20 protein-coding genes and 1 pseudogene are annotated in these 25,420 nt (G+C 73.8%); 15 read left to right on the forward strand and 6 right to left on the reverse strand.

Annotated features, from left to right (window positions below; genetic code table 11):
* Window positions 1-61 precede the first annotated feature (61 nt).
* A complete protein-coding gene (locus tag ACIQBJ_RS18295; RefSeq protein WP_400710776.1) occupies window positions 62-1,189 on the reverse strand; it encodes an alpha/beta hydrolase in 1,128 nt (375 codons plus the stop codon).
* 149 nt (window positions 1,190-1,338) lie between these two features.
* Window positions 1,339-3,648: a glycosyl hydrolase family 18 protein gene (locus tag ACIQBJ_RS18300; protein WP_400710779.1), complete on the reverse strand. Its 2,310-nt coding sequence runs from the start codon at window positions 3,646-3,648 to the stop codon at window positions 1,339-1,341.
* A gap of 277 nt (window positions 3,649-3,925) precedes the next feature.
* Here ACIQBJ_RS18300 and ACIQBJ_RS18305 point away from each other — a divergent pair, with 277 nt between their 5' ends.
* The 3 genes from ACIQBJ_RS18305 (at window position 3,926) to ACIQBJ_RS18315 (ending at window position 9,536) form a co-directional block, all read left to right on the forward strand.
* Window positions 3,926-5,017, forward strand: a complete 1,092-nt coding sequence (locus ACIQBJ_RS18305; protein WP_400710782.1) for a HoxN/HupN/NixA family nickel/cobalt transporter — start codon at window positions 3,926-3,928, stop codon at window positions 5,015-5,017.
* Window positions 5,018-5,273: 256 nt separating this feature from the next.
* Entirely contained in the window at window positions 5,274-7,706 is a 2,433-nt protein-coding gene (locus ACIQBJ_RS18310; protein ID WP_400710785.1) for an endonuclease/exonuclease/phosphatase family protein, read from the forward strand.
* A gap of 171 nt (window positions 7,707-7,877) precedes the next feature.
* Complete coding sequence (locus ACIQBJ_RS18315) at window positions 7,878-9,536, forward strand: FAD-binding dehydrogenase (RefSeq protein ID WP_400710788.1); 1,659 nt, start codon at window positions 7,878-7,880, stop codon at window positions 9,534-9,536.
* A 7-nt stretch (window positions 9,537-9,543) separates the two neighbouring features.
* Here the strand turns inward: ACIQBJ_RS18315 and ACIQBJ_RS18320 are convergent, their stop codons facing one another.
* Complete coding sequence (locus tag ACIQBJ_RS18320) at window positions 9,544-10,044, reverse strand: DinB family protein (protein ID WP_400710791.1); 501 nt, start codon at window positions 10,042-10,044, stop codon at window positions 9,544-9,546.
* Between the two features lie 86 nt (window positions 10,045-10,130).
* Here ACIQBJ_RS18320 and ACIQBJ_RS18325 point away from each other — a divergent pair, with 86 nt between their 5' ends.
* The 3 genes from ACIQBJ_RS18325 (at window position 10,131) to ACIQBJ_RS18335 (ending at window position 13,067) form a co-directional block, all read left to right on the forward strand.
* Window positions 10,131-10,895, forward strand: coding sequence for an aminotransferase class IV (locus tag ACIQBJ_RS18325; protein WP_400711374.1), 765 nt, complete (start codon window positions 10,131-10,133; stop codon window positions 10,893-10,895).
* A gap of 133 nt (window positions 10,896-11,028) precedes the next feature.
* Complete coding sequence (locus ACIQBJ_RS18330) at window positions 11,029-12,642, forward strand: purple acid phosphatase family protein (RefSeq protein WP_400710794.1); 1,614 nt, start codon at window positions 11,029-11,031, stop codon at window positions 12,640-12,642.
* A 92-nt stretch (window positions 12,643-12,734) separates the two neighbouring features.
* On the forward strand, window positions 12,735-13,067 hold the full coding sequence (locus ACIQBJ_RS18335) for a YnfA family protein (protein ID WP_400710797.1): 333 nt from the start codon (window positions 12,735-12,737) through the stop codon (window positions 13,065-13,067).
* A gap of 20 nt (window positions 13,068-13,087) precedes the next feature.
* Here the strand turns inward: ACIQBJ_RS18335 and ACIQBJ_RS18340 are convergent, their stop codons facing one another.
* Both ACIQBJ_RS18340 and ACIQBJ_RS18345 read right to left on the reverse strand, forming a co-directional pair.
* A complete protein-coding gene (locus ACIQBJ_RS18340; RefSeq protein ID WP_400710800.1) occupies window positions 13,088-13,558 on the reverse strand; it encodes a hypothetical protein in 471 nt (156 codons plus the stop codon).
* 132 nt (window positions 13,559-13,690) lie between these two features.
* Window positions 13,691-14,902, reverse strand: coding sequence for a pyridoxal phosphate-dependent aminotransferase (locus ACIQBJ_RS18345; RefSeq protein WP_400710803.1), 1,212 nt, complete (start codon window positions 14,900-14,902; stop codon window positions 13,691-13,693).
* A 98-nt stretch (window positions 14,903-15,000) separates the two neighbouring features.
* Here ACIQBJ_RS18345 and ACIQBJ_RS18350 point away from each other — a divergent pair.
* From ACIQBJ_RS18350 to ACIQBJ_RS18360, 3 genes and pseudogenes are all read left to right on the forward strand, one after another.
* Window positions 15,001-15,354: pseudogene (locus ACIQBJ_RS18350) on the forward strand (winged helix-turn-helix transcriptional regulator); the annotation flags it as partial.
* An 82-nt stretch (window positions 15,355-15,436) separates the two neighbouring features.
* Entirely contained in the window at window positions 15,437-16,042 is a 606-nt protein-coding gene (locus ACIQBJ_RS18355; RefSeq protein WP_400710806.1) for a GNAT family N-acetyltransferase, read from the forward strand.
* Between the two features lie 42 nt (window positions 16,043-16,084).
* Window positions 16,085-16,576 (forward strand): hypothetical protein, encoded by a 492-nt coding sequence (locus ACIQBJ_RS18360; protein ID WP_400710809.1) that lies wholly within the window; start codon window positions 16,085-16,087, stop codon window positions 16,574-16,576.
* Between the two features lie 15 nt (window positions 16,577-16,591).
* Here the strand turns inward: ACIQBJ_RS18360 and ACIQBJ_RS18365 are convergent, their stop codons facing one another.
* Window positions 16,592-18,673 carry an MMPL family transporter gene (locus tag ACIQBJ_RS18365; RefSeq protein WP_400710812.1) on the reverse strand — a complete coding sequence of 694 codons (2,082 nt, stop codon included), beginning with the start codon at window positions 18,671-18,673 and terminating at the stop codon, window positions 16,592-16,594.
* 110 nt (window positions 18,674-18,783) lie between these two features.
* Between ACIQBJ_RS18365 and ACIQBJ_RS18370 the strand changes: the two genes are divergently transcribed.
* The 6 genes from ACIQBJ_RS18370 to ACIQBJ_RS18395 all read left to right on the forward strand — a co-directional run bounded on the left by ACIQBJ_RS18370 (window position 18,784) and on the right by ACIQBJ_RS18395 (window position 25,420).
* Window positions 18,784-19,728, forward strand: a complete 945-nt coding sequence (locus ACIQBJ_RS18370; RefSeq protein ID WP_400710815.1) for a MerR family transcriptional regulator — start codon at window positions 18,784-18,786, stop codon at window positions 19,726-19,728.
* Window positions 19,722-20,270: a MarR family winged helix-turn-helix transcriptional regulator gene (locus ACIQBJ_RS18375; protein ID WP_400710818.1), complete on the forward strand. Its 549-nt coding sequence runs from the start codon at window positions 19,722-19,724 to the stop codon at window positions 20,268-20,270. Before ACIQBJ_RS18370 ends, ACIQBJ_RS18375 begins: the two co-directional genes overlap by 7 nt.
* A gap of 159 nt (window positions 20,271-20,429) precedes the next feature.
* Window positions 20,430-21,458 carry a Dyp-type peroxidase gene (locus tag ACIQBJ_RS18380; protein WP_400710821.1) on the forward strand — a complete coding sequence of 343 codons (1,029 nt, stop codon included), beginning with the start codon at window positions 20,430-20,432 and terminating at the stop codon, window positions 21,456-21,458.
* Window positions 21,455-22,258 (forward strand): family 1 encapsulin nanocompartment shell protein, encoded by an 804-nt coding sequence (locus ACIQBJ_RS18385; protein ID WP_400710824.1) that lies wholly within the window; start codon window positions 21,455-21,457, stop codon window positions 22,256-22,258. The genes ACIQBJ_RS18380 and ACIQBJ_RS18385 overlap by 4 nt, the downstream gene beginning before the upstream one ends.
* Window positions 22,259-22,806: 548 nt before the next feature.
* Window positions 22,807-24,057, forward strand: coding sequence for a cytochrome P450 (locus ACIQBJ_RS18390; RefSeq protein ID WP_400710827.1), 1,251 nt, complete (start codon window positions 22,807-22,809; stop codon window positions 24,055-24,057).
* Between the two features lie 67 nt (window positions 24,058-24,124).
* Entirely contained in the window at window positions 24,125-25,420 is a 1,296-nt protein-coding gene (locus tag ACIQBJ_RS18395; protein WP_400710830.1) for a cytochrome P450, read from the forward strand.

Consider the following 25,420-nt stretch of genomic DNA (forward strand, 5'->3'; position numbering starts at 1 on the left):
CACCCTGTGATCTCCGCGCCGAACGGGTGACGCTCCGTCAGGCGACCGGTCCGACGGGGCGTCAGGCCGCCGGGGCGGGCTTGCCGAGGCGCTGGCCGAGCCAGGTGAGGGCGGGCGGGATCTCCCGGGTCCAGGTGTGGAAGTTGTGGCCGCCGGAGTCGAGGGTGATGGTGGAGACCCGGGTGGGGGCCTTGAAGGCGGCGACCATCTCCTGGGTGGCGGGGTAGTTCTCCTCGTTGTGGCTGGTGGCGAGGAGCAGCGAGACCGGCGGGGCGGGGTGGTTGCGCAGCCGCCAGAGCAGGTCGTTGTCCTGCTTGACCTGGTCGCTGCCGCCGAACAGGTCGCCGGTGGTGGGGTCGTTGTGGACCTCGTAGTAGCCGGAGAGCGAGATCGCCGAGCGGTACGAGTCCGGCTTGCGGACGGCGAACTTGACGGCGCAGTAGCCGCCGGTGGAGTCGCCGATCACGGCCCGGGACTCCGGCCGGTCGTCGATCCGGTAGGAGCCGGCCATCGCCTTCGGCAGGTCCTCGGTGAAGAAGGTCTCCACCTGCGGCCCGCCGGGCACGTCCATGCACTCGGTGTCGCGGTTGCCGACCAGGGTGGGGCGCATCATCACCAGGACGGTCGGCGGCATCTCCTGGGCCTCGATCGCCTTCAGGGTCGACGCCGGGTACTGCAGCAGCGAGATCAGCTTCTCCGGCGTCCCCGGGTAGCCGGACAGCGCCAGCAGCATCGGGAAGCGGGTCTCCGCGTAGGCGGGCTGGAAGTACTGCGGCGGCAGGTAGACGTACGCGGGGGTGCCGGTCAGGCCGGTGCCCGCGCCGCGGATCTCGACCTTCTGGATCAGGCCGGAACGCTCCTGGACCGAGCCCTGCGAGGAGTACATCTTCTGCTCGCCGACGACCTTGACGGCCTTGGCGCCGGGCTGGTGGTCGACCACGGTGCCGGGGCTGCCGTCCAGGCCGAGCAGGTCGCTCCAGGTCGAGTAGAAGCCGAAGTACGAGTTCGCCACCAGGCCCATCGCGACCAGCACGGCGACCTGGGTGGCGAGGAACGCGCCGATCCGGCCGAGCCAGGCCCGCCAGCCCCGCCCGCCCAGCCGGGGCCACAGCCACATGGTGGCGGCGAAGACGAGGACCGCCAGGACGATGGCGATCAGCTGCAGCGGAAGTCCGGTCAGGCTTGGCACCAGATGATCGTAAGGTACGCATTCATGAACCTCCCAGCTGCCTCCCAGCACCCTCCCGGAATGGCCAAGGGCGGTTCAAGGGCGGTCCAAGGCGGCGGCCCGCCGCGCCGACGGAGGGGCGCGGCGGGCCGCCGGGGCGGGGCCCGGGGTCAGTTCAGGCTGTTGTAGAGGGTGGTGAGCAGGGTGGTGGAGTTGTCGTCGTTCTCCAGGGCGAAGGCGAACATGCCGGCCAGGCCCTTCGACTTGGCGTAGGCGGCGCGCGCCTGGATGGCCTTCGGGTCGTCGCCGGTCCAGAAGTTGGTGCCGTCGTAGACCCAGGTGGACTCGGTCACCGGGTCCCAGTGGGTGTTCTGGGCGGTGAGGGTGAGCTCGCGCCAGCTGGCCAGGCCGGCCTCCTGGCTGCCGGGCTTGGCCGGGGTGGCGCCGGTCGCGGTCTGGTAGAGGCCGTAGTTGTTCCCGGCCTGGACGCCCGTCCAGCCGCGGAAGTAGAACGGCACGCCCAGGACGATCTTGTTGGCCGGGAAGCCGCCCGGGATGCCGTACTCGGGCAGGCCGGTGGTGTACGCGGCGAGCGTGGTGTCCACGTTGTACTTGGCGGTGCCGGGCTTGATCGGGGTGGTCGGGTCGGCCGGGCTGTCGTGCAGCGGGTCCTGGAGGTTGGTCGGGCCGGTGGCGTCCCAGGAGCCGTGCATGTCGTACGTCATGATGTCGGCGTAGTCGAGGTACGCGCCGATCTTGTCCGTCTCGATCGCCGCGATCTTGTCCTGGCCGGACGGCAGGGCCGCGGTCAGCAGGAACTTCTTGCCGACGGAGGCGCCGTAGGAGTCCAGCTGGCTGCGGAACTCGGCGAGCAGCGCGGTGAAGTTCTGCTTGTCGGCCGCCGACCAGTGGTTGCCGGTGTGGCCGCCGGCCGAGCCCGGGTACTCCCAGTCGATGTCGATGCCGTCGAAGATGCCCGCCGCGGTGGCCGCGCCGCCGGAGGCGTCACCGGCGACGCCGGTCGGCAGGTTGCCCTTCAGGAACATGTCGAGGCAGGAGGAGACCAGCTTCTTGCGCGAGGCGTCGGTGGCCGCCGCGTCCGAGAAGTACTTCGAGTAGGTCCAGCCGCCCAGCGACAGGGTGACCCGCAGGTTCGGGTTCTTCGCCTTGAGCTGGCGCAGCTGGTTGAAGTTGCCCTTCAGCGGCTGCTGCCAGTCGTCGGCGGAGCCGTCCACCGAGATCGCGTTCGAGTAGTCCATCTGGTAGTCGGCGTACGCGTCGGCCGCGCCGTCGCCCGCGTTCGGGTTGTCCTCGTGCGAGGCGTCGGACGCCTTGACCGCCTCGAAGCAGTTGAGGTTGGTCGGGTGGATGTTCTCGAACGCGTAGGAGATCACGTCGAGCTTGCCGGCCGCGCCGGAGGTGTCGACGTTCTTCGGGTAGTAGGCGGCGTCGTAGACCGACCACTGGTCGAAGTAGGCGGACTTCAGCGGCTTGGCGGCGGGCGCGGCGGCGGTGGAGACGGTGACCGCGGTCGACTGCTGGGAGGCGTGCCCGGCCTTGTCGTACGCCTGGACGCTGAAGGTGTACGAGGTGTTCGGCAGCAGCGAGGAGACCGCGACGCTCGTCCCCATCGAGGTGCCGACCAGCCGGCCCTGCGACCAGACCTTGTAGCCGACGTAGTTGTCGGTGGAGTCGGTCGAGGCGTTCCACTTCAGCACCACCGCGTTGGCGGTGGTCCGGGTGACCGCCACCCCGCCCGGCACGGTGATCTTGCCGTCGCCGGTCGGGCCGTTGCCGGTGCCGGAGGTGGAACTGGCCGACGGCGAGGGGCTGCTGGAGGTGGACGGCGAGGCGCTGGTGGAGGGGCTCGCCGAGGTCGAGGGCGAGGCGCTGGCCGAGGCGGAGGCCGAGGTGCTGGCGGACGGGCTCGCGGTGCCGCCGCCCGGTCCGGTCAGGGTCAGGTCGTCGGCCTGGTACGCGCCGGTGCCGTACCAGCCGTGGGTGAAGACCGTCACCGAGGTGGTGGACGCGCCGGTGGTGAAGCTGGTGCTGAGCTGGGTCCAGTTCGAGGCGCCCGGCGTCCAGGTGGAGGCGTTCACCCCGGTGCCGGTGGCGCCCAGGTAGACGTAGCTGCCCTTGAGCCAGCCCGCCAGCGTGTACTTGGTGTTGGGCTGCACGGTGACGGTCTGCTGGCACTGGCCGGTGTCCCCGGCGGTGGCGTTGCCGTTCAGGGCGTACGAGCCGCCGTGCACGGGGGTGGTCACCACCGAGCCGCTGGTGCAGGTCCAGGCGCCGAGCGAGCCGGACTCGAGGTCGCCGTTGTTCAGCAGGTTGACGGCGGCCGCGGAGGCGGTGCCGAGCGAGACCGCGAGGGCGGTGGAGCCGACCGTCATGGCGGCGGCCAGGGCGAGGGCGCCGGTGCGCCGCCGGACGGCGGGGCGGCGGGCGGACTCGGGGGCGGGCGTGGCCCGTTCAAGCATGGGAGGAACCTCCGGAGACGTGGGGTTGTCCGGTAGGTGCGTCGGCCGTGGGACCAGGTGGGAGCCTGCGCGCTTGGGGTGAGCGCGTCACCTAGATTGGACTGGACCAATCGCCCGGGTCAAGGATTTGGCCTCACGAACCGTCAGGAAGCTTTCCGATCGGTCGCCTTGAGTCCGCCGTTGTGCGCCCCCGGCTCCTAGTTGCAAAGAACTTGCAATTACAATCCGACAAGCGGAAGGATGGGCCGGCTCACCACCGCGTCCAGGAGGAACACCCATGGCAGCGCCCAACCGGCTGCGCGACCGGCTCACCCGCGAGGAGTGGCTCCGGCTCGCCGGGATGGCCGGGTTCGTCCTGGCCCTGCACGTGGTCGGGTGGGTCACCCTGCTCGCGGTCATCGCGCCCCGGCACTACGACGTCGGCGGCCAGGTGTTCGGTGCCGGCATGGGCCTCACCGCCTACACCCTCGGCATGCGGCACGCCTTCGACGCCGACCACATCGCGGCCATCGACAACACCACCCGCAAGCTGATGGGCCAGGGCAAGCGCCCGCTGTCGGTCGGCTTCTGGTTCTCGCTCGGCCACTCCTCGATCGTCTTCGGCCTGTGCGCGCTGCTGGCGTTCGGCATCCGCTCGCTGGCGGGCCAGGTCGAGGCGGACGACTCGACGCTGCACGAGGCCACCGGCCTGATCGGGGTCAGCGTCTCCGGCACCTTCCTGCTGCTGATCGGCCTGATCAACCTCGGCGCGTTCAACGGCATCCTCAAGGTGTTCCGCCGGATGCGCCAGGGCGACTTCGACGAGGCCGAGCTGGAGCGCCAGCTGGACCGGCGCGGCTTCCTGAACCGCATCCTCGGCCGGGTCACCCGGGCCGTCACCAAGCCCTGGCACATGTACCCGGTGGGCCTGCTGTTCGGCCTCGGCTTCGACACCGCCACCGAGGTCTCGCTGCTGGTGCTGGCGGGCGGCGCGGCCGCCTTCTCGCTGCCCTGGTACGCGCTGCTGGTGCTGCCGATCCTGTTCGCGGCCGGGATGAGCCTGCTGGACACCATCGACGGCTCCTTCATGAACTTCGCCTACGAGTGGGCGTTCTCCAAGCCGGTCCGGAAGATCTACTACAACCTCACCGTGACCGGCCTGTCGGTGGTGGTGGCGCTGGTGATCGGCGTGATCGAACTGGTCGGCCTGCTCTCCGAGAAGCTGGACGTCACCTGGGGCCCGATCGGCTGGATCGCCGGGCTGGACCTCAACCTGGTCGGCTACGTGATCGTCGGCCTGTTCGTGCTGACCTGGGCGGGCGCGCTGGCGTTCTGGAAGTTCGGCCGGGTCGAGCAGAAGTGGGGCGCGGGCCTGCGCGAGCAGGCGTAGGCGGGCCCGGACGGGCGGGTGCGAACGGGCCCGCCCGCCCCGGAGCGAGGTGAAGAGTTCACGTCGAGGCCCTTGTCGGGTCAACTTCTACGCGCGTATCTTCTGGTCTGGATCTACGCGAGTAGCCAGCCAGGGGAGGGCGGGGGAGTCCCGGACCGGCCCTGGCCGCACGCCTTCTGACGAACCCTCACCGACACCCGCCCGGGCCCCGCAGCGGTGCCCGGGCCGTGGTCCTGCCCGAAGGAGCCCCGCAACGGTGCCCAGCCCCACCTCCGCCCGCCGCTCCCGCCGCACCCTGCTGCGTGCCGCCGCAACCGCCGCGGTCGCCACGTCCCTGCTGACCGTCCCGCTGCCGGGCGCGTCCGCCGCGCCGTCCACCGGCGCGGTGATCTCCGAGGTGTACGGCGGCGGCGGCAACTCCGGCGCGACGCTGAAGAACGACTTCATCGAGCTGGGCAACCCGTCCGGCGCGGCCTTCGGCCTGGCCGGCTACAGCGTGCAGTACCTGCCCGGCAGCCCGAGCGCGAACAGCCAGTGGGGCGTCACCCCGCTGACCGGCTCGGTCGCCCCCGGCGGCCGCTACCTGGTCGCCGAGGGCCCCGGCGCGGGCGGCACCGTCGACCTGCCGACCGCCGACGCCGCCGGCACCCTCGCGCTGTCCGGCACCTCCGGCACCGTCGCGCTGGTCAACGGCACCGCCGCGCTGACCTGCAAGACCGCCGCGGACTGCGCCGCCGACCCGCGGATCGTCGACCTGGTGGGCTTCGGCACCGCCGTGGTCCGGGAGACCGCCCCCGCCACCGGCGCCTCCAACACCGCCTCGGTGGCCCGCGCGGCCTCGCTCGCCGACACCGACGACAACTCCAAGGACTTCACGGCCGGCGACCCGACGCCGACCAACTCCAAGGGCGAGACCGCCGGCGGCGGCAGCACCACCCCGCCGACCACCCCGCCCACCCCCGGCGCGCTGCGCGTCCACGACATCCAGGGCACCACCCGGGTGTCGCCGAAGAACGGCCAGAGCGTCACCAACGTCCCCGGCGTGGTCACCGGCGTGCGCGGCTACGGCACCAAGGGCTTCTGGATCCAGGACCCGAACCCCGACAACGACCCCGCCACCAGCGAGGGCGTCTTCGTCTACACCGGCTCCGCCGCCCCGACCGTCAAGGTCGGCGACTCGGTGCTGGTCAGCGGCAAGGTCAGCGAGTACTACCCGAACAGCGCGGGCGGCTCGCAGTCGATCACCGAGCTGACCGGCCCGACCACCACCGTGCTGTCCTCCGGCAACCCGGTGCCCGCGCCGGTCGTGCTGAACGCCTCGAACATCCCGGCCGCCTACGCCCCCGACGCGGCCGGCGGCTCGGTCGAGGGCCTGACCCTGGCCCCGTCCACCTACGCCCTCGACCTCTACGAGTCGCTGGAGGGCATGAACGTCCAGGTCGCCGACGTGCCGGTGGTGCAGGCCACCGACAAGTACAACGAGCTCTGGGTGGACGCCAGTTCGGCCGACCCGCGGACCGCCCGCGGCGGCGTGGTCTACCTCGGCTACGACAAGCCGAACAGCGGCCGGATCATGATCCAGTCGCTGCCGCCGCTGACCCAGCAGCCGTTCCCGGTCGCCAACGTCGGCGACCGGCTGACCGGCGCCACCACCGGCCCGCTCGACTACAACCAGTTCGGCGGCTACACCATCGCCGCGAACACCCTCGGCACCGTCAAGGACAACGGGCTCAAGCCCGAGGTCGCCGAGAAGGCGAAGAAGAAGGAACTCTCCATCGCCACCTACAACGTGGAGAACCTCGACCCGAGCGACGGCCCGGACAAGTTCGCCCAGCTCGCCAAGGGCGTCGTCACCAACCTGGCCTCGCCCGACATCGTCGCCCTGGAGGAGATCCAGGACAACAACGGCGCCGTCAACGACGGCACGGTCGACGCCTCCACCACGGTCAAGACCTTCGTCGACGCCATCAAGGCGGCCGGCGGCCCGGCCTACGACTGGCGCTCGATCGACCCGGTCGACGGCCAGGACGGCGGCGAGCCCGGCGGCAACATCCGCCAGGTGTTCCTGTTCAACCCGGCCCGGGTGTCCTTCACCGACATCCCCGGCGGCACCTCCACCACCGCCGTGGACGTGGCCGGCAAGAACAACAAGACCCACCTGACCGCCTCGCCCGGCCGGATCGACCCCGGCAACGAGGCCTGGGCCTCCAGCCGCAAGCCGCTGGTCGGCCAGTTCGAGTTCCGCGGCAAGCCGGTCTTCGTGATCGCCAACCACTTCAACAGCAAGGGCGGCGACCAGGGCATCGACAGCCGCTTCCAGGCCCCCACCCGGTCCTCCGAGGTGCAGCGCCAGAAGCAGGCCGCCGTCGAGCAGGCCTTCGTCGCCAAGCTGCTCAAGGCCGACCCCAAGGCCCGGATCGTCTCGCTCGGCGACTTCAACGACTACCAGTTCTCGCCCGCGCTGCAGACCCTCACCAAGGACGGCGGCCTGCGCGACCTGGTCAACGAGCTGCCCGCCGCCGAGCGCTACTCGTACGTCTACCAGGGCAACTCGCAGGTGCTCGACCACATCCTGGTCAGCCCCGCGCTGAAGCCGAAGAAGACCCACTACGACGTGGTGCACATCAACAGCGAGTTCGCCGCCCAGGCCTCCGACCACGACCCGCAGGTCGTCCGGATCAAGCCCTGACGCTCCGCCGACGGAGCCCCGTCCGGTCACCACCGGGCGGGGCTCCCGCGCGTTCGCGGGGAAGACCGGGGGAGGCCGGGGGAGGCCGGGGAAGTTACCGGTGGGTTGACCGCGGGGCGGGAAGGCCGGAGGATCATGGGACTCCGGAGCCAGGTTTGGAAGGACGCCCGCATGGCCTACGACGCCGACGTCATCGTGATCGGAGCGGGCCTCGCGGGCCTCGCCGCGACCGCCGAGCTGGCCGAGGCCGGGCGGAAGGTGCTGCTGCTGGACCAGGAGCCGGCCGGGTCGCTCGGCGGGCAGGCGCACTGGTCCTTCGGCGGGCTGTTCCTGGTGGACTCGCCCGAGCAGCGCCGGATGCGGATCAAGGACTCGCGCGAACTCGCCTGGCAGGACTGGCTCGGCACGGCCGGCTTCGACCGGGACGAGGACCTCTGGGCGCGCCGCTGGGCCGAGGCGTACGTCGACTTCGCGGCCGGCGAGAAGCGCGCCTGGCTGCACGCCCAGGGCCTGCGGCTGTTCCCGGTGGTCGGCTGGGCCGAGCGCGGCGGAATGCTCGCCACCGGCCCCGGCAACTCCGTGCCGCGCTTCCACATCACCTGGGGCACCGGCCCCGGCATCGTCGAGCCGTTCGCCCGCCGGGTCCGCGAGGCGGTGAAGGCCGGACGGGTGCAGCTGCGGTCCCGGCACCGGGTCACCGGCCTGGCGGCGAGCGGCGGCACCCTCGACACCGTCACCGGCGAACTGCTCGCCCCGTCCGCCGTGCCGCGCGGCGAGGCCAGCTCGCGCGAGGTCGCCGGGCACTTCGCACTGCGCGCCCAGGCCGTGGTGGTGGCCTCCGGCGGCATCGGCGGCAACCACGACAAGGTCCGGGCCGCCTGGCCCGAGCGGCTCGGCACCCCGCCCGCCAAGCTGCTCTCCGGCGTCCCCGCGCACGTCGACGGCCTGATGCTGGACGTCGCGGGCGCGGCCGGCGGCCGCCTGGTCAACGGCGACCGGATGTGGCACTACACCGAGGGCATCGAGAACTGGAACCCGATCTGGGCCCGGCACGGCATCCGCATCCTGCCCGGCCCGTCCTCGCTCTGGCTGGACGCCACCGGACAGCGCCTTCCCGTCCCGCTGTTCCCCGGCTTCGACACCCTCGGCACCCTCGAACACATCATGCGCACCGGGTACGAGCACACCTGGTTCGTGCTCACCCAGAAGATCATCGAGAAGGAGTTCGCGCTCTCCGGCTCCGAGCAGAACCCCGACCTGACGGGCCGTTCGATCCGACAGGTGCTCGGCCGCGCGCTGCCCGGCGCCACCGGCCCAGTCGAGGCGTTCAAGCGGCACGGCCCGGACTTCGTGGTCGCCGACACGCTGGAGGAGCTGGTGCGCGGCATGAACGAACGCCAGGGCGGGGCGCCCCCGATCGACGGCGCCGAGCTGCACCGCCAGATCGAGGCCCGGGACCGCGAGATCGCCAACCCGTTCGGCAAGGACCTCCAGGTCACCGCGGTCCACGGGGCCCGGCGCTACCTCGGCGACAAGCTGATCCGCACCGCCGCGCCGCACCGGCTGCTCGACCCCGGGGCCGGGCCGCTGATCGCCGTCCGGCTCAACATCCTCACCCGCAAGTCGCTCGGCGGCCTGCAGACCGACCTCGACTCCCGGGTCCTGCGCGCCGACGGCAGCGTGCTGGACGGCCTGTACGCGGCCGGCGAGGCGGCGGGCTTCGGCGGCGGCGGCCTGCACGGCTACCGCTCGCTGGAGGGCACCTTCCTCGGCGGCTGCCTGTTCTCCGGCCGCGCCGCCGGCCGCGCGGCGGCGGCCGCCACCGCCTGAGCCGCCGCTAACGCCCGGTCACGCCGTCGATCTGCTCGCGCAGGATGTCGGCGTGCCCGGCGTGCCGGGCCGTCTCGCTGGTCATGTGGGCGACCACCCAGCGGACCGACAGGTACTCGTCCCTGATCGGGAGGGCCACCGGGCGGGTCAGGTCCTCGGAGGAGCGGAGCGCGGCGTCGCTGGCCGCGACCGCCGCCCGGTAGCGGGCCAGCACCTGATCGGCCGTCAGCTCCGCCGGCACGTCCATCCCGAAGTCGTGCTGCTCGTCCTCCGCCCGGCCCGCCACGTGGTGGCCGAACCAGTGCAGTTCGGCGGTGGCCAGGTGGTGCACCAGGCCCAGCAGCGACGTCCCCGTCGGCACCAGGGCCCGGCGCAGCTGCTCCTCGGTCAGCCCCTCGGTCTTCTTCACCACGCACTCCCGGGCGAAGGCCAGGAAGGCGAGCGCGGTGTCCGACTCCCCGTTGTCGTCGAAGGGCACGGGGCGGCGCTGCGTCTCGGTCTCGGTCATCCCGCGAACCTATCCGCCGACCCGGTGGCGGGGCACCGGGATTTCCGCCGGGGCCGGAGAATGGGGGCGTGAGCGGAGACGGCGTGGTGGCGGAGTTGGACGGGCGGCCGGTGACGGCGGACCAGTTGCAGGCGTTGGCGCTGACCAACTACGGGCACTTCACCACGATGGTGGTGGAGGACGGGCGGGTGCGCGGGCTCGGCCTGCACCTGGAGCGGCTGGAGCGGGACTGCGCGGCGCTGTTCGGGGTGCGGCCGGACCGGGGGCGGATCAGGGAGTTCGCCCGGCGGCGGGCCCCGGCGGCGGGGGCGGTCGCGGTCCGGGTGACGCTGTTCGACCCGGCGATCGACCTGGGCAGCATCGGCGGCCGGGCCGAGCCCCGGGTGCTGGTGACGTCCCGTCCGGTGGCCGCGGGGGCGCCGGGGCCGCTCCGGGTCCGGACGGCCCGGTTCGAGCGGGAGCTGCCCGAGGTGAAGAGCGTCGCCCTGTTCGGGGCGCTGCGCCAGCGCCGGCTGGCCCAGCAGGCCGGGTACGACGACGCGCTGTTCGTGGACGCCTCCGGCGCCGTCACCGAGGGCGGCACCTGGAACGTCGGCTTCCTGCGCGGCGGCGAGGTGCTCTGGCCGCGCGGCGCCTACCTGGCGGGTACCGCGATGGCGCTGCTGCGCGCGGCGGTCGGCGGCGCGGAGGAGCGGGTCGGGCCGGAACTGGCGGGCGTGGACGGGGTGTTCGCCACCAACGCGGCGGTCGGGGTGCGCCCGGTCGCGGTGGTGGACGGCCGGGAGTTCGGGGTGGAGGGGGCGGCCCGGCTGCGGGCGGCGTACCTGGCGGTGCCGGGCGAGCCGCTCTGAGCGGCCCGGCGGCCGGTCCACGAGCGGTTTTACCAACACATGGTCGGATCATGTGCTCGGCCAGACCGGCACGATGACGCTCGTTCACCGACCGGGCGGGTGGCGGCCATCGGCCGCTGACAGTCTCCCGCGCATGGATATCCCCAACATGGGCGTGCCCGCCCGGCTCGCCGCCCGGATGAGCATGGCCGAGCAGCACGAGTACCTCCGCAGCAAGCTGTCCCGCCGCACCCTGCTGCGCTCCGGCGCGGTGACGGTCAGCGCGCTCGCGGTCGGCGGGGCGCTGGGCTCCGGCACCGCGTCCGCCGCCCCGGCCGGCGGCACGGCGGACGCGGTGACCGGTTCGCTGGTCGCCCCGGTCGGCCGCCACCTGCAGTTCGGCGCCGAGGCCGACACCCAGATGCGGGTGTCCTGGCAGGTCCCGGCCCCGGTGAAGAAGCCGTTCCTGCGCTTCGGCCGCCACCCGTGGGACCTCAGTCACAAGATCGAGGCCGAGGTGCGCGCGCTGCACACCCCGGCGCTGACCCCGACCGGCACCCCGGTCGACCAGTACTACCTGCACGTCGCGCTGGACCGCCTGCAGCCCGGCACCACGTACTACTACGGTGTCGGCCACGAGGGCTTCGACCCGGCCTCGCACCAGGCGATCTCCACCCTGCAGACCTTCACCACCGCGCCGTCCCGGCACGGCCGGCACAACCGTCCGTTCGAGCCCTTCACCTTCACCGCCTTCGGCGACCAGGGCGTCAGCGCGCACGCGGCCGGCAACGACAACGTCATCCTGGCGCAGAAGCCGGTCTTCCACCTGCACGCGGGCGACATCTGCTACGCCGACCCGATGGGCCAGGGCCAGGACAGCGACAAGGTCGCGTACAACGCGCTGACCTGGGACGCCTTCCTGGCGCAGACCGAGACGGTGGCCTCGAAGGTGCCGTGGATGGTCTCCTACGGCAACCACGACATGGAGGCCTGGTACTCGCACAACGGGTACGGCGGCGACGACGCCCGCTTCACCCTGCCGACCGACGGCCCGGACCCGCGCAAGGCGCCCGGTGTCTACTCCTTCACCTACGGCAACGTCGGCGTGATCTCGCTGGACGCCAACGACGTCTCGTACGAGATCCCGGCCAACCTGGGCATCACCGCGGGCCGGCAGACCGAGTGGCTGGAGCGCCGGCTGCGCGAGCTGCGGGCCGACGAGTCGGTGGACTTCGTGGTGGTGTTCTTCCACCACTGCGCCTTCTCCACCACCCACCAGCACGCCTCGGACGGCGGCGTCCGGGACGCCTGGGTGCCGCTGTTCGAGAAGTACCGGGTGGACCTGGTCGTCAACGGCCACAACCACGTGTACGAGCGCACCGACGCGATCCTCGGCAACAAGGTCAGCAAGGCGGTGCCGTCCGGCGCGAGCATCGACCCGGCCAAGGACGGCGTGGTGTACGTGACGGCGGGCGCGGCGGGCCGCAGCCTGTACTCCTTCGACGCCCCCGACACCTACGAGGGCCACGAGAACCACCAGGACGAGGTGGTCACCTACCACTTCGACAAGGGCAGCGTGAAGGTCGCCGAGACCGTGCACTGGTCCCGGGTCCGCTACACCGGCTACTCCTTCATCAAGGTCGACGTCACCCCGGCCCACCGGGGCGCCGAGTCCACCATGACGGTCACCGCGCTGGCCGAGAACGGCAGCCGGATCGACCACTACTCGATCGTCCGCCGCGCGGGCCGCAGCGAGCACGGCCACTGACGGCGCGCCCGACGGCGCGTCGACGAACGGGGGGCGGGGCCTCCGGACCCGGTGCTGTCGGGTCCGGAGGCCCCGCCGTCTAGGGTGGGGCGGTGAGCACCGCCCGTTCCGTCCTGCTGTTCGCGCTGGCCGCCGTCCTGGAGATCGGCGGCTGCTGGCTGGTCTGGCAGTCCGTCCGGGAGGCCCGGCCGTGGTGGCTGGCCGGGCTCGGGGTGGTGGCGCTCGGGCTGTACGGGTTCACCGCCGCGCTCCAGCCGGACGCGGACTTCGGGCGGGTGCTGGCCGCGTACGGCGGGGTGTTCGTGGCGGGTTCGCTGCTGTGGGGCGTCGTCCTGGACGGCTTCCGCCCCACCCGCTGGGACGTGCTGGGCGTGCTGGTCTGCCTGGCCGGGGTCGGCCTGATCATGTACGGGCCGCGCCGCTGAGCGCTCTCCCTGACGGGGTGTCAGGAGGCGATCCAGCGCCAGCCGTTCTTGTCCACGCAGACGATGGTCCGGCCGGTGGCGTCGGTGCCGGACGCGCCGTGGTCGGAGTTCCGGCAGAACTGGCCCGCCTTGTAGCAGTTGCCCGCGTTCGACAGCGGGTGGCAGCCTGCGGCCTCGGTGGCGTGCGTCGGCTCGGCGGCCGGCTTGGCGGTGGTCCGGGTCGCGGCGGGCTTGGTGGTGGCGGGCGCGGGTGGCGGCGGGGTGCTCGGCGTCTCGACCACCGTCGGCGTCGGCGTCGGCGTCGGCGTGGGGGTCGGCGTGGGCGTGGGCGTCGGGCTGGGGCTGGGCGCGACGGAGGCGGGCGCGCTCGCGCTCGGCCGGACCGACGCGGCGGGCGTCGGGTCGGCGGGCTCGCAGGCGGTGGCGAACAGGGCGGCGGCCAGCAGCGCGCCGGCCGCGGAGGCCCGGCGCAGGCGGAGGGAGAGGGACAAGACGGCTCATCTCGGAAGGACGGCTCGGGACGGACGCCATCCTTCCGAGTGTGTGCGAGCGGTGCGTTTCGAGTGACTGGTTCGTTACCGTTCGGCAATCCGAACGCCGCGTCGGGCCGCGTCGGGCCGCGGCTACTGGCGGTAGGTGGCGAGGAAGCGGCCGATCCGGCTGATCGCGGTCTCCAGCTCGTCGGCGCGCGGCAGGGTGACGAAGCGGAAGTGGTCGGGGCGGGGCCAGTTGAAGCCGGTGCCCTGGACGATGTGGATCTTCTCGCGGAGCAGCAGGTCCAGGACGAAGCGCTCGTCGTCGACGATCCGGTGCACGGCCGGGTCGAGCCGGGCGAAGGCGTACAGCGCGCCCTTCGGCTTGACGCAGGAGACGCCGGGGATCTCGTTGAGGGCCCGCCAGGTGACGTCGCGCTGCTCGGTGAGGCGGCCGTTGGGCAGCACCAGGTCGTTGATGGACTGCCGGCCGCCGAGCGCGGCCTGCACGGCGTACTGGGCGGGCACGTTGGGGCACAGCCGCATGCCGGCCAGCATGGTCAGGCCCTCCAGGTAGTCCTTGGCGTGTTCCTTGGGGCCGGAGACCACCAGCCAGCCGCTGCGGAACCCGGCCACCCGGTACGCCTTGGAGAGGCCGTTGAAGGTGAGGGTGACCACGTCCTCGGCGAGGGCGCCCAGGCAGTGGTGCTCGGTGCCGTCGTAGAGGATCTTGTCGTAGATCTCGTCGGCGAAGACCAGCAGGTGGTGACGGCGCGCCAGGTCGAGGATGCCCTCCAGGAGTTCCTTCGGGTAGACCGCGCCGGTCGGGTTGTTCGGGTTGATCACCACGATCGCCTTGGTGCGGTGGGTGATCTTGGCGGCGATGTCGTCCAGGTCCGGGTACCAGTCGGCGCCCTCGTCGCACAGGTAGTGCACCGCCTTGCCGCCCGCGAACCGCACCACGGCCGTCCAGAGCGGGTAGTCCGGCATCGGGACGAGCACCTCGTCGCCGTCGTCGATCAGCGCCTGCACGGCCATCTGGATCAGCTCGGAGACGCCGTTGCCCAGGTACACGTCGTCGACCGTGACGCCCGGGACGCCGCGCTGCTGGTAGTACTGCACGACGGCGCGGCGGGCCGGGAGGATGCCGCGCGAGTCGGAGTAGCCGTGCGCGTTGGTGAGGTTGCGGACGATGTCCTGGACGATCTCCTCGGGGGCCTCGAAGCCGAACGGGGCCGGGTTGCCGGTGTTCAGCCGGAGCACGCTGTGGCCGGCCTCCTCCAGCGCGTTGGCGGTGTCGACGACCGGGCCACGGATCTCGTAGCACACGTCCTTCAGCTTGCTGGACTGGCGGAACTCCATCAGCGGCCTCCCGATCCCCGCCGGGCCCCTGCGGCCGGCTTGCTTCGTTCTACCAAGTAAGGACTTGGAAAGTCCAACCTCTTGGCTATGCTGACGGCATGCCACGCCGAAGCTACGACCAGTACTGCGCCGTCGCCCGCGCCCTGGACGCGGTGGGGGAGCGCTGGAGCCTCCTGATCGTCCGGGAGCTGCTCGGCGGCCCGCGCCGCTACACCGACCTGCACGCGGACCTGCCCGGCGTCTCCACCGACATCCTCGCCACCCGCCTCAAGCAGCTGGAGGCCGAGGGCCTGGTCGAACGCCGCCGCCTGGAGCGCCCCGCCAACGCCACCGTCTACGAACTCACGCCCCGCGGCACCGAGTTGCGCCCCGTCGTGGAGGCCCTCGCGCACTGGGGCGCCCCCGAGCTCGACCCCCGGCGCCCCACCGACGCCGTCCGCACCCATTGGTACACCGACCACCCCGGTGCGGCGGCCCGGCCGCCGGGGCGATAGCCTCCCCGCGGCCTGTCCCACCAGCCCCAGGAGACCCGCGATGTTCGAAGGCGACCACGTCCGGCTGCGCGTGCTGCGCGCCGAGGACGCCGAGCACCACCTGCGCTGGCGCAACGACCCCGAGGTGATCCACTGGGCCACCGCCGGGGACCCCGGCTTCGGGCCGATCACCGCCGAGGGGGTGTCCCTCTCCGTCGAGTCGATGCTCCGTCTGGTGCCGTCGCGGGAGGCCGTGTTCACGGTCGAGGACCGGGCGGACGGCCGCCCGATCGGCATGGTCGACTACCGCGACCTCGACCTGTACACGGGGACGGCCACGCTCGGCATCACCATCGGCGAGCGCGGGTCCTGGGGGCGGGGCCACGGCTCCGAGGCGCTGCGGCTCCTGGTGGACCACCTCTTCGGCGCGTTCCCGCTGCGGCGGCTGGAGCTGGACACCTGGAGCGGCAACGAGCGGGCCGTCCGCGCGTTCACCCGGCTCGGCTTCCGGGAGGAGGGACGCCGCCGGCGGGCCGTCCGGCTGGCCGGCGAGTGCTACGACCGGGTGCTCTTCGGCATGCTCCGGGAGGAGTGGCCCGCTCGCCCGGCCACCGGCGGTCCGGGCACCGGCGGTCCGGGCACCGGCGGTCCGGGCACGGCGGGCTGACGCCCCGTCGGCCTGTCGGCGCGGCGTGCTTGGCTGGGCCGCATGGACGACTCCTCGCGCATGTGGATCACCGCCGTTCCGCCCTTGGGACCGGAGGACGTCGGGGTGCTGCTCGCGGTCGACGGCGGCTCCGCCGAGCCGGGCGAGCGGGCCGCCTGCCGGCTGCTCGCGCTCGGGCACGAGGGCGAGGAGGGCGTGCTGTACCTGCTGCCCTTCGACCTCGCCGCCCGCTACGCCCGCGCGGGCGACCGGCTGGTGGTCACGCTGGTCGCCCCGCTCGGCGTGCTGGACGGTGTGCTGGACGGCGAACCCGCCGGGGCTGCCGGGGCGGACACCTTCACCGAGGACGGCGCCGAGTGGGCCGTCCTGCTGCGCCGCGAACTCGTCACCGACTTCGTCCCCGAGGAGCAGGACGGCGAGAAGCAGGCCGTCCTGCTGATCGAGCGCACCGGCGCCGGGGATGCCTCGCCGGACGCGCTGTTCGCCCTGTTCGAGGCGGGGGAGACGGGCATCGCGGTGCTCAACGCCCGGTGACCCCCCGACGGCCCGTCAGCGCAGGCTGCGGGCCGGCCACCAGACGCGCGCGCCGAGGTCGTGGACCAGGGCCGGGACGAGCAGCGAGCGGACCAGCAGGGTGTCCAGCAGCACGCCGAAGGCGACGATGAAGGCGATCTGCGCCAGGAAGGCCAGCGGGATCACGCCGAGCGCGGCGAAGGTCGCGGCCAGCACCACGCCCGCCGAGGTGATCACGCCGCCGGTCGCGGTCAGGCCGCGCAGCACGCCGACCCGGGTGCCGTGCGCCGCGGCCTCCTCGCGGACCCGGGTCATCAGGAAGATGTTGTAGTCCACGCCCAGCGCCACCAGGAACACGAACCCGTACAGCGGCACCGACGGGTCGGTCGCCGAGAAGCCGAACACGTGCGGGAACACCAGCGCCGAGACGCCCAGCGTCGCCAGGTAGGACAGCGCCACCGTCGCCGCCAGCAGCACCGGCGCCAGCACCGAGCGCAGCAGCAGCATCAGCACCGCCAGGATGCACAGCAGCACCACCGGCATGATCAGCGTCCGGTCGTGCCGGGCGGTGGCCCGGGTGTCGGCCTGCTGCGCCGAGTACCCGCCCACCAGGGCGTCCGCGCCGTCCACCGCGTGCACCGCGGCGCGCAGCCGCCCGACGGTGGCCAGCGCCGCGTCCGAGTCGGCCGGGTCGGCGAGCGTCGCGTCCAGCCGCACCCGGCCGTCGGCCACCACCGGCGGGGCGGTCGGCGCGCCGCCGGTGTACGGGCGGACCACGGCCACACCGGGCACCCGCGCGGCGGCGGCCGTCACGGCGTCCGCGTGCGCGGCGTCGGCGACGATCACCGCCGGGTTGCCGGAGCCGCCCGGGAAGTGCGCCGACAGCAGGCGCTGCGCGGCCACCGAGGGCTGCGCGGTGGTGAACAGCTCGGACTGCGGCACGCCCCGGGCGTCCAGCAGCGGGGAGCAGGCGGCCAGCGCGGCCAGCACCGCGACCGAGCCGATCCACAGCGCCCGCGGCCGACGGCCGACCAGGTCGGCGACCCGCTGCCAGATCCGGTGCGAGCCGCCCGTGCCGTCGGTCTTGGGCCGGGCCGGCCAGAACGCGGCCCGGCCGCAGAGCGCCAGCGCGGCGGGCAGGAAGGTCAGCGCCGACAGCACCGCGCAGGCGATGCCGATCGCGCCGACCGGGCCGAGCGCCCGGTTGTTCGTCAGGTCGGACAGCAGCAGCACCAGCAGGCCCAGGCCCACCGTCAGGCCCGAGGCGGCGATCGGCTCGACCGAGCGGCGCAGCGCGGTGCGGGCGGCGGTGAAACGGTCCTGCCCGGCGGCGAGCTCCTCCCGGAAGCGGGCCGCGAGCAGCAGGCCGTAGTCGGTGGCCGCGCCGATCACCAGGATCGACAGCAGGCCCTGCACCTGGCCGTCCACCCGCACCACGCCGTGCCGCGCCAGCGCGTAGACGACCGCGCAGGCCGCGGCGAGCGCGAACACCGCGCCGAGGATCACCAGCAGCGGCAGCAGCACCGCCCGGTACACCAGCAGCAGGATCAGCAGCACCACGCCGAGGGCGACCCCGAGCAGCAGCCCGTCGATGCCCGCGAACGCGCCGGACAGGTCGGCCAGCACCGCGGCCGGACCGGCCACCCCGGTCACCGCGCCGGGGACGTCGGCGAGTTCGCGGATCGTCGCGACGGCGTCCTTGGTGTCGGGGCCGAGGTCGGCGCGCAGCTGCACCACCGCCTCCAGCGCCCGGCCGTCCTCGGAGGGCAGCAGCGGCGAGACCTGGCCGGTGGCGCCGTCCACCTTCGCGGCGGCGGCGGCCAGCGCGGTCCCGGCCGCCGCCCGCAGGCCGTCGTCCACCTGTCCGGACCGGGCCTCCCAGATCAGCACCACCGGCAGCGTGGCGTCGGTGCGGAAGTCCTTCTCCAGCTGCGCGACCCGGGTCGACTCCGCGCTGCGCGGCAGGAACGCGGCCCCGTCGTTGGTCGACACCTCGCCCAGCCGCCCCGCGAACGGCCCGAGCGCGCCGCCGACGGCGAGCCAGACCAGCAACAGGACGAGCGGAACCAGGAAGCGGGCGCGCCGGGCGGTGCCGGCAGGGGGTGAAGTGGTGGCCATGACCGGAAGATATCTCAATCATTGAGAGACTTACCAGTCGAGACACCCGCGCGGCACCCCCCTTTCGGAGCAGCCCGCGCAACGGATGGGACGGGGCATAGGCTGGCGGGATGTCAGTACCACTGCCCGGGGCCGACGAGGCCGGGCTGAGCACCGGGGCGCTGGCCCGGCGGCTCGGGGTCGCGCCGACCACCGTGCGGTCCTGGGAGCGCCGGTACGGGATCGGGCCCGCCGAGCGGGAGGCCGGTCGGCACCGGCTCTGGCGGCCCGCGGACGTCGCGGTGCTGGAGGCGATGTGCGCGCTCACCGCGCGCGGCGTCGGACCCGCCGAGGCCGCCCGGCTGGCCCGGGCCGGGACGGCGGTCGGTGCCCGGCCGGTCGGGGTCGAGGCGCCGGACGGGGCCCCCGCGCCCGAGGTGCGGGGGCTGGCCCGGGCCGCCCGCCGACTGGACGGGCCCGAGGTCGCCCGCATCCTGGACGGCGCCGTCGGACGGCTCGGCACCGCCGCCGCCTGGACGGACGTCATGACGCCTGCGCTGCGCGCCGCCGGACGCCGCTGGGCCCGCGGCGGCGAGCAGTACGTCGAGGTGGAGCACCTGCTGTCCTGGCAGGTCTCCGGCGCGCTGCGCCGCGCCTCCGCCGGTCCCGGTCCCGGTCCCGTCCCCGCCGGGCCGCCCGTGCTGCTGGCCGCGATGCCCGGCGAGCAGCACGTCCTGCCGCTGGAGGCGCTGGCCGCCGTGCTCGCCGAACGCGGCCTGCCGTTCCGGATGTTCGGCGCCGCCCTGCCCGCCGCCGCGCTCGCCGACGCGGTCCGCCGCACCGGCCCCGCCGCCGTCCTGCTCTGGTCGCAGACCCGGGCCACCGCCGACCCCGGCCCCGCCCGGGCCGTCGCCGCCGGGGCCCGCGGCGGCCGGGGCGCCCGCACCGCCCCCGTGCTGCTCACCGCCGGCCCCGGCTGGACCGCCGCCCGCCGCCCGCCCGGCGCGCAGACCCCCCGTGACCTGCCGGGCGCGCTCGCGCTGCTGGCCGGGGCGCTAGGGTCGCGGACGTGGTGACGCATGGTGAGCGGGACGAGAAGCAGCAGCCGGGGCGGTCGGGACGGCCGGCCCCGGCGGGGCACGGGCGGCCCGGGCGGGAGCCCGGGGGCCGGGAGTTCGGGCGGCTGCTGCAGGGGCTGGCGTCCGAGATGAACCTGCTCGGGCACGACTTCGCGGGCGCCTCCGGCCTGCACGCCACCGACGTGCAGGCGCTGCTCGCCGTGCTGCGGGCCGACGACCCGCCCGGCATCACGCCCGGCGGGCTGCGGGCCGAACTCGGCCTCACCTCCGGCGCCGTGACCGCCGTGCTGGACCGGCTGGAGCGGGCCGGCCACGTGCACCGCACCCGGGACGCCGCCGACCGGCGGCAGGTCCACGTGCACTACCACCCCGACGCCGCCCGGATCGCCGGCGGCTGGTTCGCCCCCGTCGCCGAGTGCACCGACCGGGTCCGGGCCGAGTTCGAGCCGGAGCAGGTCGCCGCCGTGGTCCGCTTCCTCACCCGGATGACCGAGGAACTGGCCGTCCTCCGGCAGGCCCGGCGGGACGGCACCGCCTGAGGCCGAAGTCAACTCCACTGCTGGACAAGGGAGTTGACGGACAGTGAAGGCGTCGGGCGCGGGACACGCCCGCCGGGCGCCATGGCAGGGTCCGGGGCTTTTGCCCGGTATGGTCGGCGGGCGTCCGAACAACCCGGCAGCCCCCTGGGAGCCCCCACCATGCCGCAGCCCCAACCGGTCCTCGCCGCACTGACCGGGGCCGCCGTGTTCCTGGTGCTCGGTGTCGAGGAGGGCGGTGAACCGGCCGTCCGCGACCTGCTGCCGGACCTCGGCGGCATCGCCCGCACCGTCTCCACCCGGGCCCCGCACGACCGGGTCGGCCTGGTCCTCGGCATCGGCTCCGACGTCTGGGACCGCCTGTTCGCCGGCCCCCGCCCGGCCCGGCTGCACCCCTTCGTCGAACTCGCCGGCCCCCGGCACCTCGCCCCCGCCACCCCCGGCGACCTGCTGCTGCACATCCGCGCCGAACGCATGGACCTGTGCTTCGAGATCGCCGCCCTGATCACCCGCCGGCTCGGCGACGCCGTCACCGTGATCGACGAGACCCACGGCTTCCGGTACTTCGACTGCCGCGACCTGATCGGCTTCGTCGACGGCACCGAGAACCCGGTCGGCCCCGACGCCGCCGAGGCCGTGCTGATCGGCGACGAGGACCCGGACTTCGCCGGCGGCTCCTACGTCGTCGTGCAGAAGTACCTGCACGACATGGCCGGCTGGCACAGCCTCAGCACCGAACGCCAGGAACTGATCATCGGCCGGACCAAGCTCGACAACGTCGAACTCCCCGACGCCGCCAAGCCCGCCGACTCGCACGTCGCGCTCAACACCGTCACCGGCCCCGACGGCGAGGGCCGCGACATCTGGCGGCTCAACATGCCGTTCGGGTCCTTCACCGACGGCGGCGAGTGCGGCACCTACTTCATCGGGTACGCCCGCGACCCCGGGGTCACCGAGCAGATGCTCCGCAACATGTTCCTCGGCCGCGGCCCCGCCGCCCACGACCGGCTGCTCGACTTCTCCACCGCCGTCACCGGCACCTTCTTCCACGTGCCCGGTGCGGACTTCCTGAACGACCCGCCACCCGCCCCCGGCGCGGCCGCCGACGCCCCGCCGCCCCCGCTGACGGGGCTGCCGCCCGACGACGGCAGCCTCCGCATCGGCAGCCTGAAGAGGAGCACCGCACCGTGAACAACCTGCACCGCGACCTGGCGCCCGTCTCCGCCGCCGCCTGGGCCGAGATCGAGGAGGAGGCCCGGCGCACCTTCGAACTCCACGTGGCCGGCCGCCGGGCCGTCGACCTGCACGGCCCCGACGGGCCCGGGCTGGCCGCCGTCGGCACCGGGCACCTCGCCGACATCGCCGCGCCCGGCAGCGGCGTCCAGGCCCGGGCCCGCGAGGTCCAGCCGCTGGTCGAACTGCGGGTGCCGTTCAGCGTCACCCGGGCCGCCGTGGACGACGTCGAACGCGGCTCCAAGAACTCCGACTGGGACCCGGTCAAGGAGGCCGCCCGGACCGTCGCCCTGGCCGAGGACCGGGCCGTCTTCGACGGCTACCCGGCGGCCGGGATCACCGGCATCCGCGACGGCTCCAGCAACGCGCCGGTGCTGCTGCCCCCGGACGTCCGCGAGTACCCCAACGCCGTCAGCCGCGCCCTCACCGCGCTGCGCCTGGCCGGCGTCGGCGGCCCCTACTCGCTGCTGCTCGGCGCCGACACCTACACCGCCGTCAACGAGACCTCCGACCACGGCTACCCCGTCCACAACCACCTCGCCCGCCTCCTCGACGGCGACATCATCTGGGCCCCCGCCGTCGAGGGCGCCGTCCTCCTCTCCACCCGCGGCGGCGACTTCGAACTCCACCTCGGCCAGGACCTCTCGATCGGCTACCTCTCCCACGACGACACCGCCGTCCACCTCTACCTCCAGGAGTCCCTGACCTTCCAACTCCACACCCCGGAAGCCGCGGTGGCCCTCACCTCCTCCTCCTGACCGCGCTTCCCGGAACGGGGGCGGGAGGCCGAACGCCGGCCCCCGCCTGTGGCGGGCGGTGGGGGCGTGGGGTGATGGTGTGTCAGAGCCCCGGAGGCAGCGGTCATCCTCGCCTCTTCCTGGCCGCGCTTCCCGGGACGGGGGTGGGAGGCCGAATGCCGGCCCCCGCCTGCGGCGTGCTTCGGGAGGGGCGGGTCGTGGGGGCGGGGGGGTGATGGTGTGTCAGAGCCCCGGGGGCAGCGGTCATCCTCGCCTCTTCCTGGCCGCGCTTCCCGGGACGGGGGTGGGAGGCCGAATGCCGGCCCCCGTCTGTGGCGGGCTTCGGGAGGGGTGGGCCGCCGGGTCGTGGTGGCAGGGGTTGATGGTGCGTCAGAAAGCCTGTGGGGTAGTGGAGTTGGTGGATTTCGGCCAAACCGGTGGGGGGTCTTCCGGGGGTGTCGGGTGGGCACCATGATGTGACTGCGCCGAGTGTTCGACAGGTCACGGAGGGGAATCGGGGCCGTCGGGGGCGGGGCGTTCCATCGGGTGGAGGTGAGGGGAGCATCGCCATGTCGTCGTCCGCTTCGTCGTCCGGTACGGGGTGTCCGTTTCTCGATCCGGCGGGCAGTGCCCTGCACGAGGAGGCCGCGGAACTGCGGGCCGCGGGGCCGGCCGTGCTGGTCGAGCTGCCGGGGAAGGTGATGGCCTGGTCGGTGACCAGGTACGGGGTGATCCAGGCGCTGACCACGGACCCGCGGGTGTCGCGGGACTTCCGGCGGCACTGGCCGGGGGCGGCGGACGTGCCGGAGGGCTGGGTGCTGGGGCCGGTCGCGTTCCAGGACAGCTTCGTCAACGCGTACGGGGCCGAGCACCGCAAGGCCCGGGGCCGGATCGGACCGACCTTCCTGCCGCGCCGGGTGGAGCTGATGCGTCCTCAGGTGCAGGCGACCGCGGACCGGCTGGTCGCGGCGCTCGGCGAGGTTCTGCCGGGCGAGGCCGTCGACCTGCGGACGGCGCTGTCGCGGCCGCTCACGCTGACGGTGATCTGCGACCTGTTCGGCGTGCCGGAGGGGATGCGGGCCGCGCTCTGCGCGGTGATCGACGCAGTGCTGGACTCCTCGCTGGACGAGCGGCAGGCGCTGGCCGCGCAGACCGAACTGGCCGAGCGGCTGACCGCCCTGCTGGCGCACAAGCGTGCGCACCCGGGCGCCGACCTGGCCACCGACCTGCTGCTGTCGGAGCGTCCGGGCGTGGAGTCGCTCTCCGACGAGGAGCTGATCGGCACCCTGTTCACGATGATCACGGGCGGCTTCGAGACCGCCGTCAACCTGATCACCAGCGCCGTGCTGGCGCTGTTCGACCACCCGGCGCACCTGGCCGAGGTCCGGGCGGGCACGATCGGCTGGGCCGACGTGGTCGAGGAGACGCTGCGGGTCGAGGGCCCGGTGATGCACGTGCCGCTGCGCTACGCGGTGGCGGAGATCGACCTCGGCGAGGGCGTGGTGATCCCGGCGGGCGACCCGATCATCCTCGGGTTCGCCGCGGCGGGCCGCGACCCGGAGGCCCACCCCGACCGGCCGGACGCGTTCGACCCGACCCGGGCCGACAAGTCGCACCTGGCGTTCGGCTACGGCCCGCACTTCTGCGTCGGCGCGCCGCTCGCCCGCCTGGAGGCGGAGATCGCCCTGGACACGCTGTTCGACCGGCTGCCGGAGCTGGCCCCGGCCCGGCCCGGGGAGCGGCCGCCCCGGCTCCCCTCGATGATCATCAACGGCCCGGCGGAGCTGTCCGTCGTCCCGCGCCCGGCCGCCCGCGCCTGAACCGCGCCCGAACCGCACCCGCGTCCGCACCGCACCCGCACCGCCCCGCCGTGGAGGGAGCACCGCCATGCCGTCCCCGTCCCTGCCCGCACCTTCCTCTTCCGCCGACCCCGTCCCGAGATGCCCGGTCCTCGACCCGAGCGGCAGCGCCCTGCAGGAGGAGGCCGCCGAGCTGCTGGCCGCCGGGCCGGCCGTGCTGGTCGAACTGCCGGGCCCGGTGCGGGCCTGGTCGGTGACCCGGCACAGCGTGATCCAGGCGCTGACCACCGACCCCCGGGTGTCCCGGGACTTCCGCCGGCACTGGCCGGGCGCGGCCGACGCGCCGGAGGGCTGGGCGCTGGCGGCGGTCGCGTTCCAGGACAGCTTCTTCAACATGTACGGGGCCGAGCACCGCACCGCCCGGGGCCGGATCGCCCCGGCGTTCTCGCCGCGCCGGGTGGAGCTGATGCGTCCTCAGGTGCAGGCGACCGCGGACCGGCTGGTCGCGGCGCTCGGCGAGGTCCCGCCCGGCGCGGAGGTCGACCTGCGGCAGGCGCTGTCGCTGCCGCTGACGATGACGGTGATCTGCGACCTGTTCGGGGTGCCCGAGGAGTCCCGGGAGGCGCTCGGCCACGCCATCGACACCGTGCTGGACTCCACCCTCGGCCCGGCCGAGGCGCTCGCCGCGCAGGCCGAACTGCACACCCGGATCAGCGCGTTCATCGCGCACAAGCGCTCCCACCCGGGCCCCGACCTGACCACCGACCTACTGATCGGCGACGGCGACGGCGGCGCCCCGGGGCGGGAGCCGATCCCGGACCCGGTCCTGATCGGCACCATGTTCGCGATGATCGGCGCGGGCTACGAGACCGCCGTCAACCTGATCACCAGCGCCGTGCAGGAACTCCTCGACCACCCGGCGCACCTGGCCGAGGTCCGGGCGGGCACGATCGGCTGGGCCGACGTGGTCGAGGAGACCCTGCGCCTCGACGGCCCGGTGATGCACCTGCCGCTGCGCTACGCCCTGGCGGAGATCGACCTCGGCGAGGGCGTGGTGATCCCGGCGGGCGACCCGATCGTGATCGGCTTCGCCGCGGCGGGCCGCGACCCGGAGGTCCACCCGTCCTGCCCGGCGGAGTTCGACCCGGCCCGGGCCGACAAGTCGCACCTGGCGTTCGGCTACGGCCCGCACTTCTGCCTGGGCGCGCACCTGGCCCGGCTGGAGGCGCAGGTCGCCCTGGCCACCCTGTTCGGCCGGCTGCCGGACCTGGCGGCGGCCCGGCCCGGGGAACGGCCCGAGCGGATCGCCTCGATCATGGTGAACGGCCCGGCCCGGCTGGACGTCGTGCCCCGCCCCGCCGCCGCCGTTCCGCCGCCTCGGTAG

Source organism: Kitasatospora sp. NPDC088391 (assembly GCF_044753345.1).
GTDB lineage: Bacteria > Actinomycetota > Actinomycetes > Streptomycetales > Streptomycetaceae > Kitasatospora.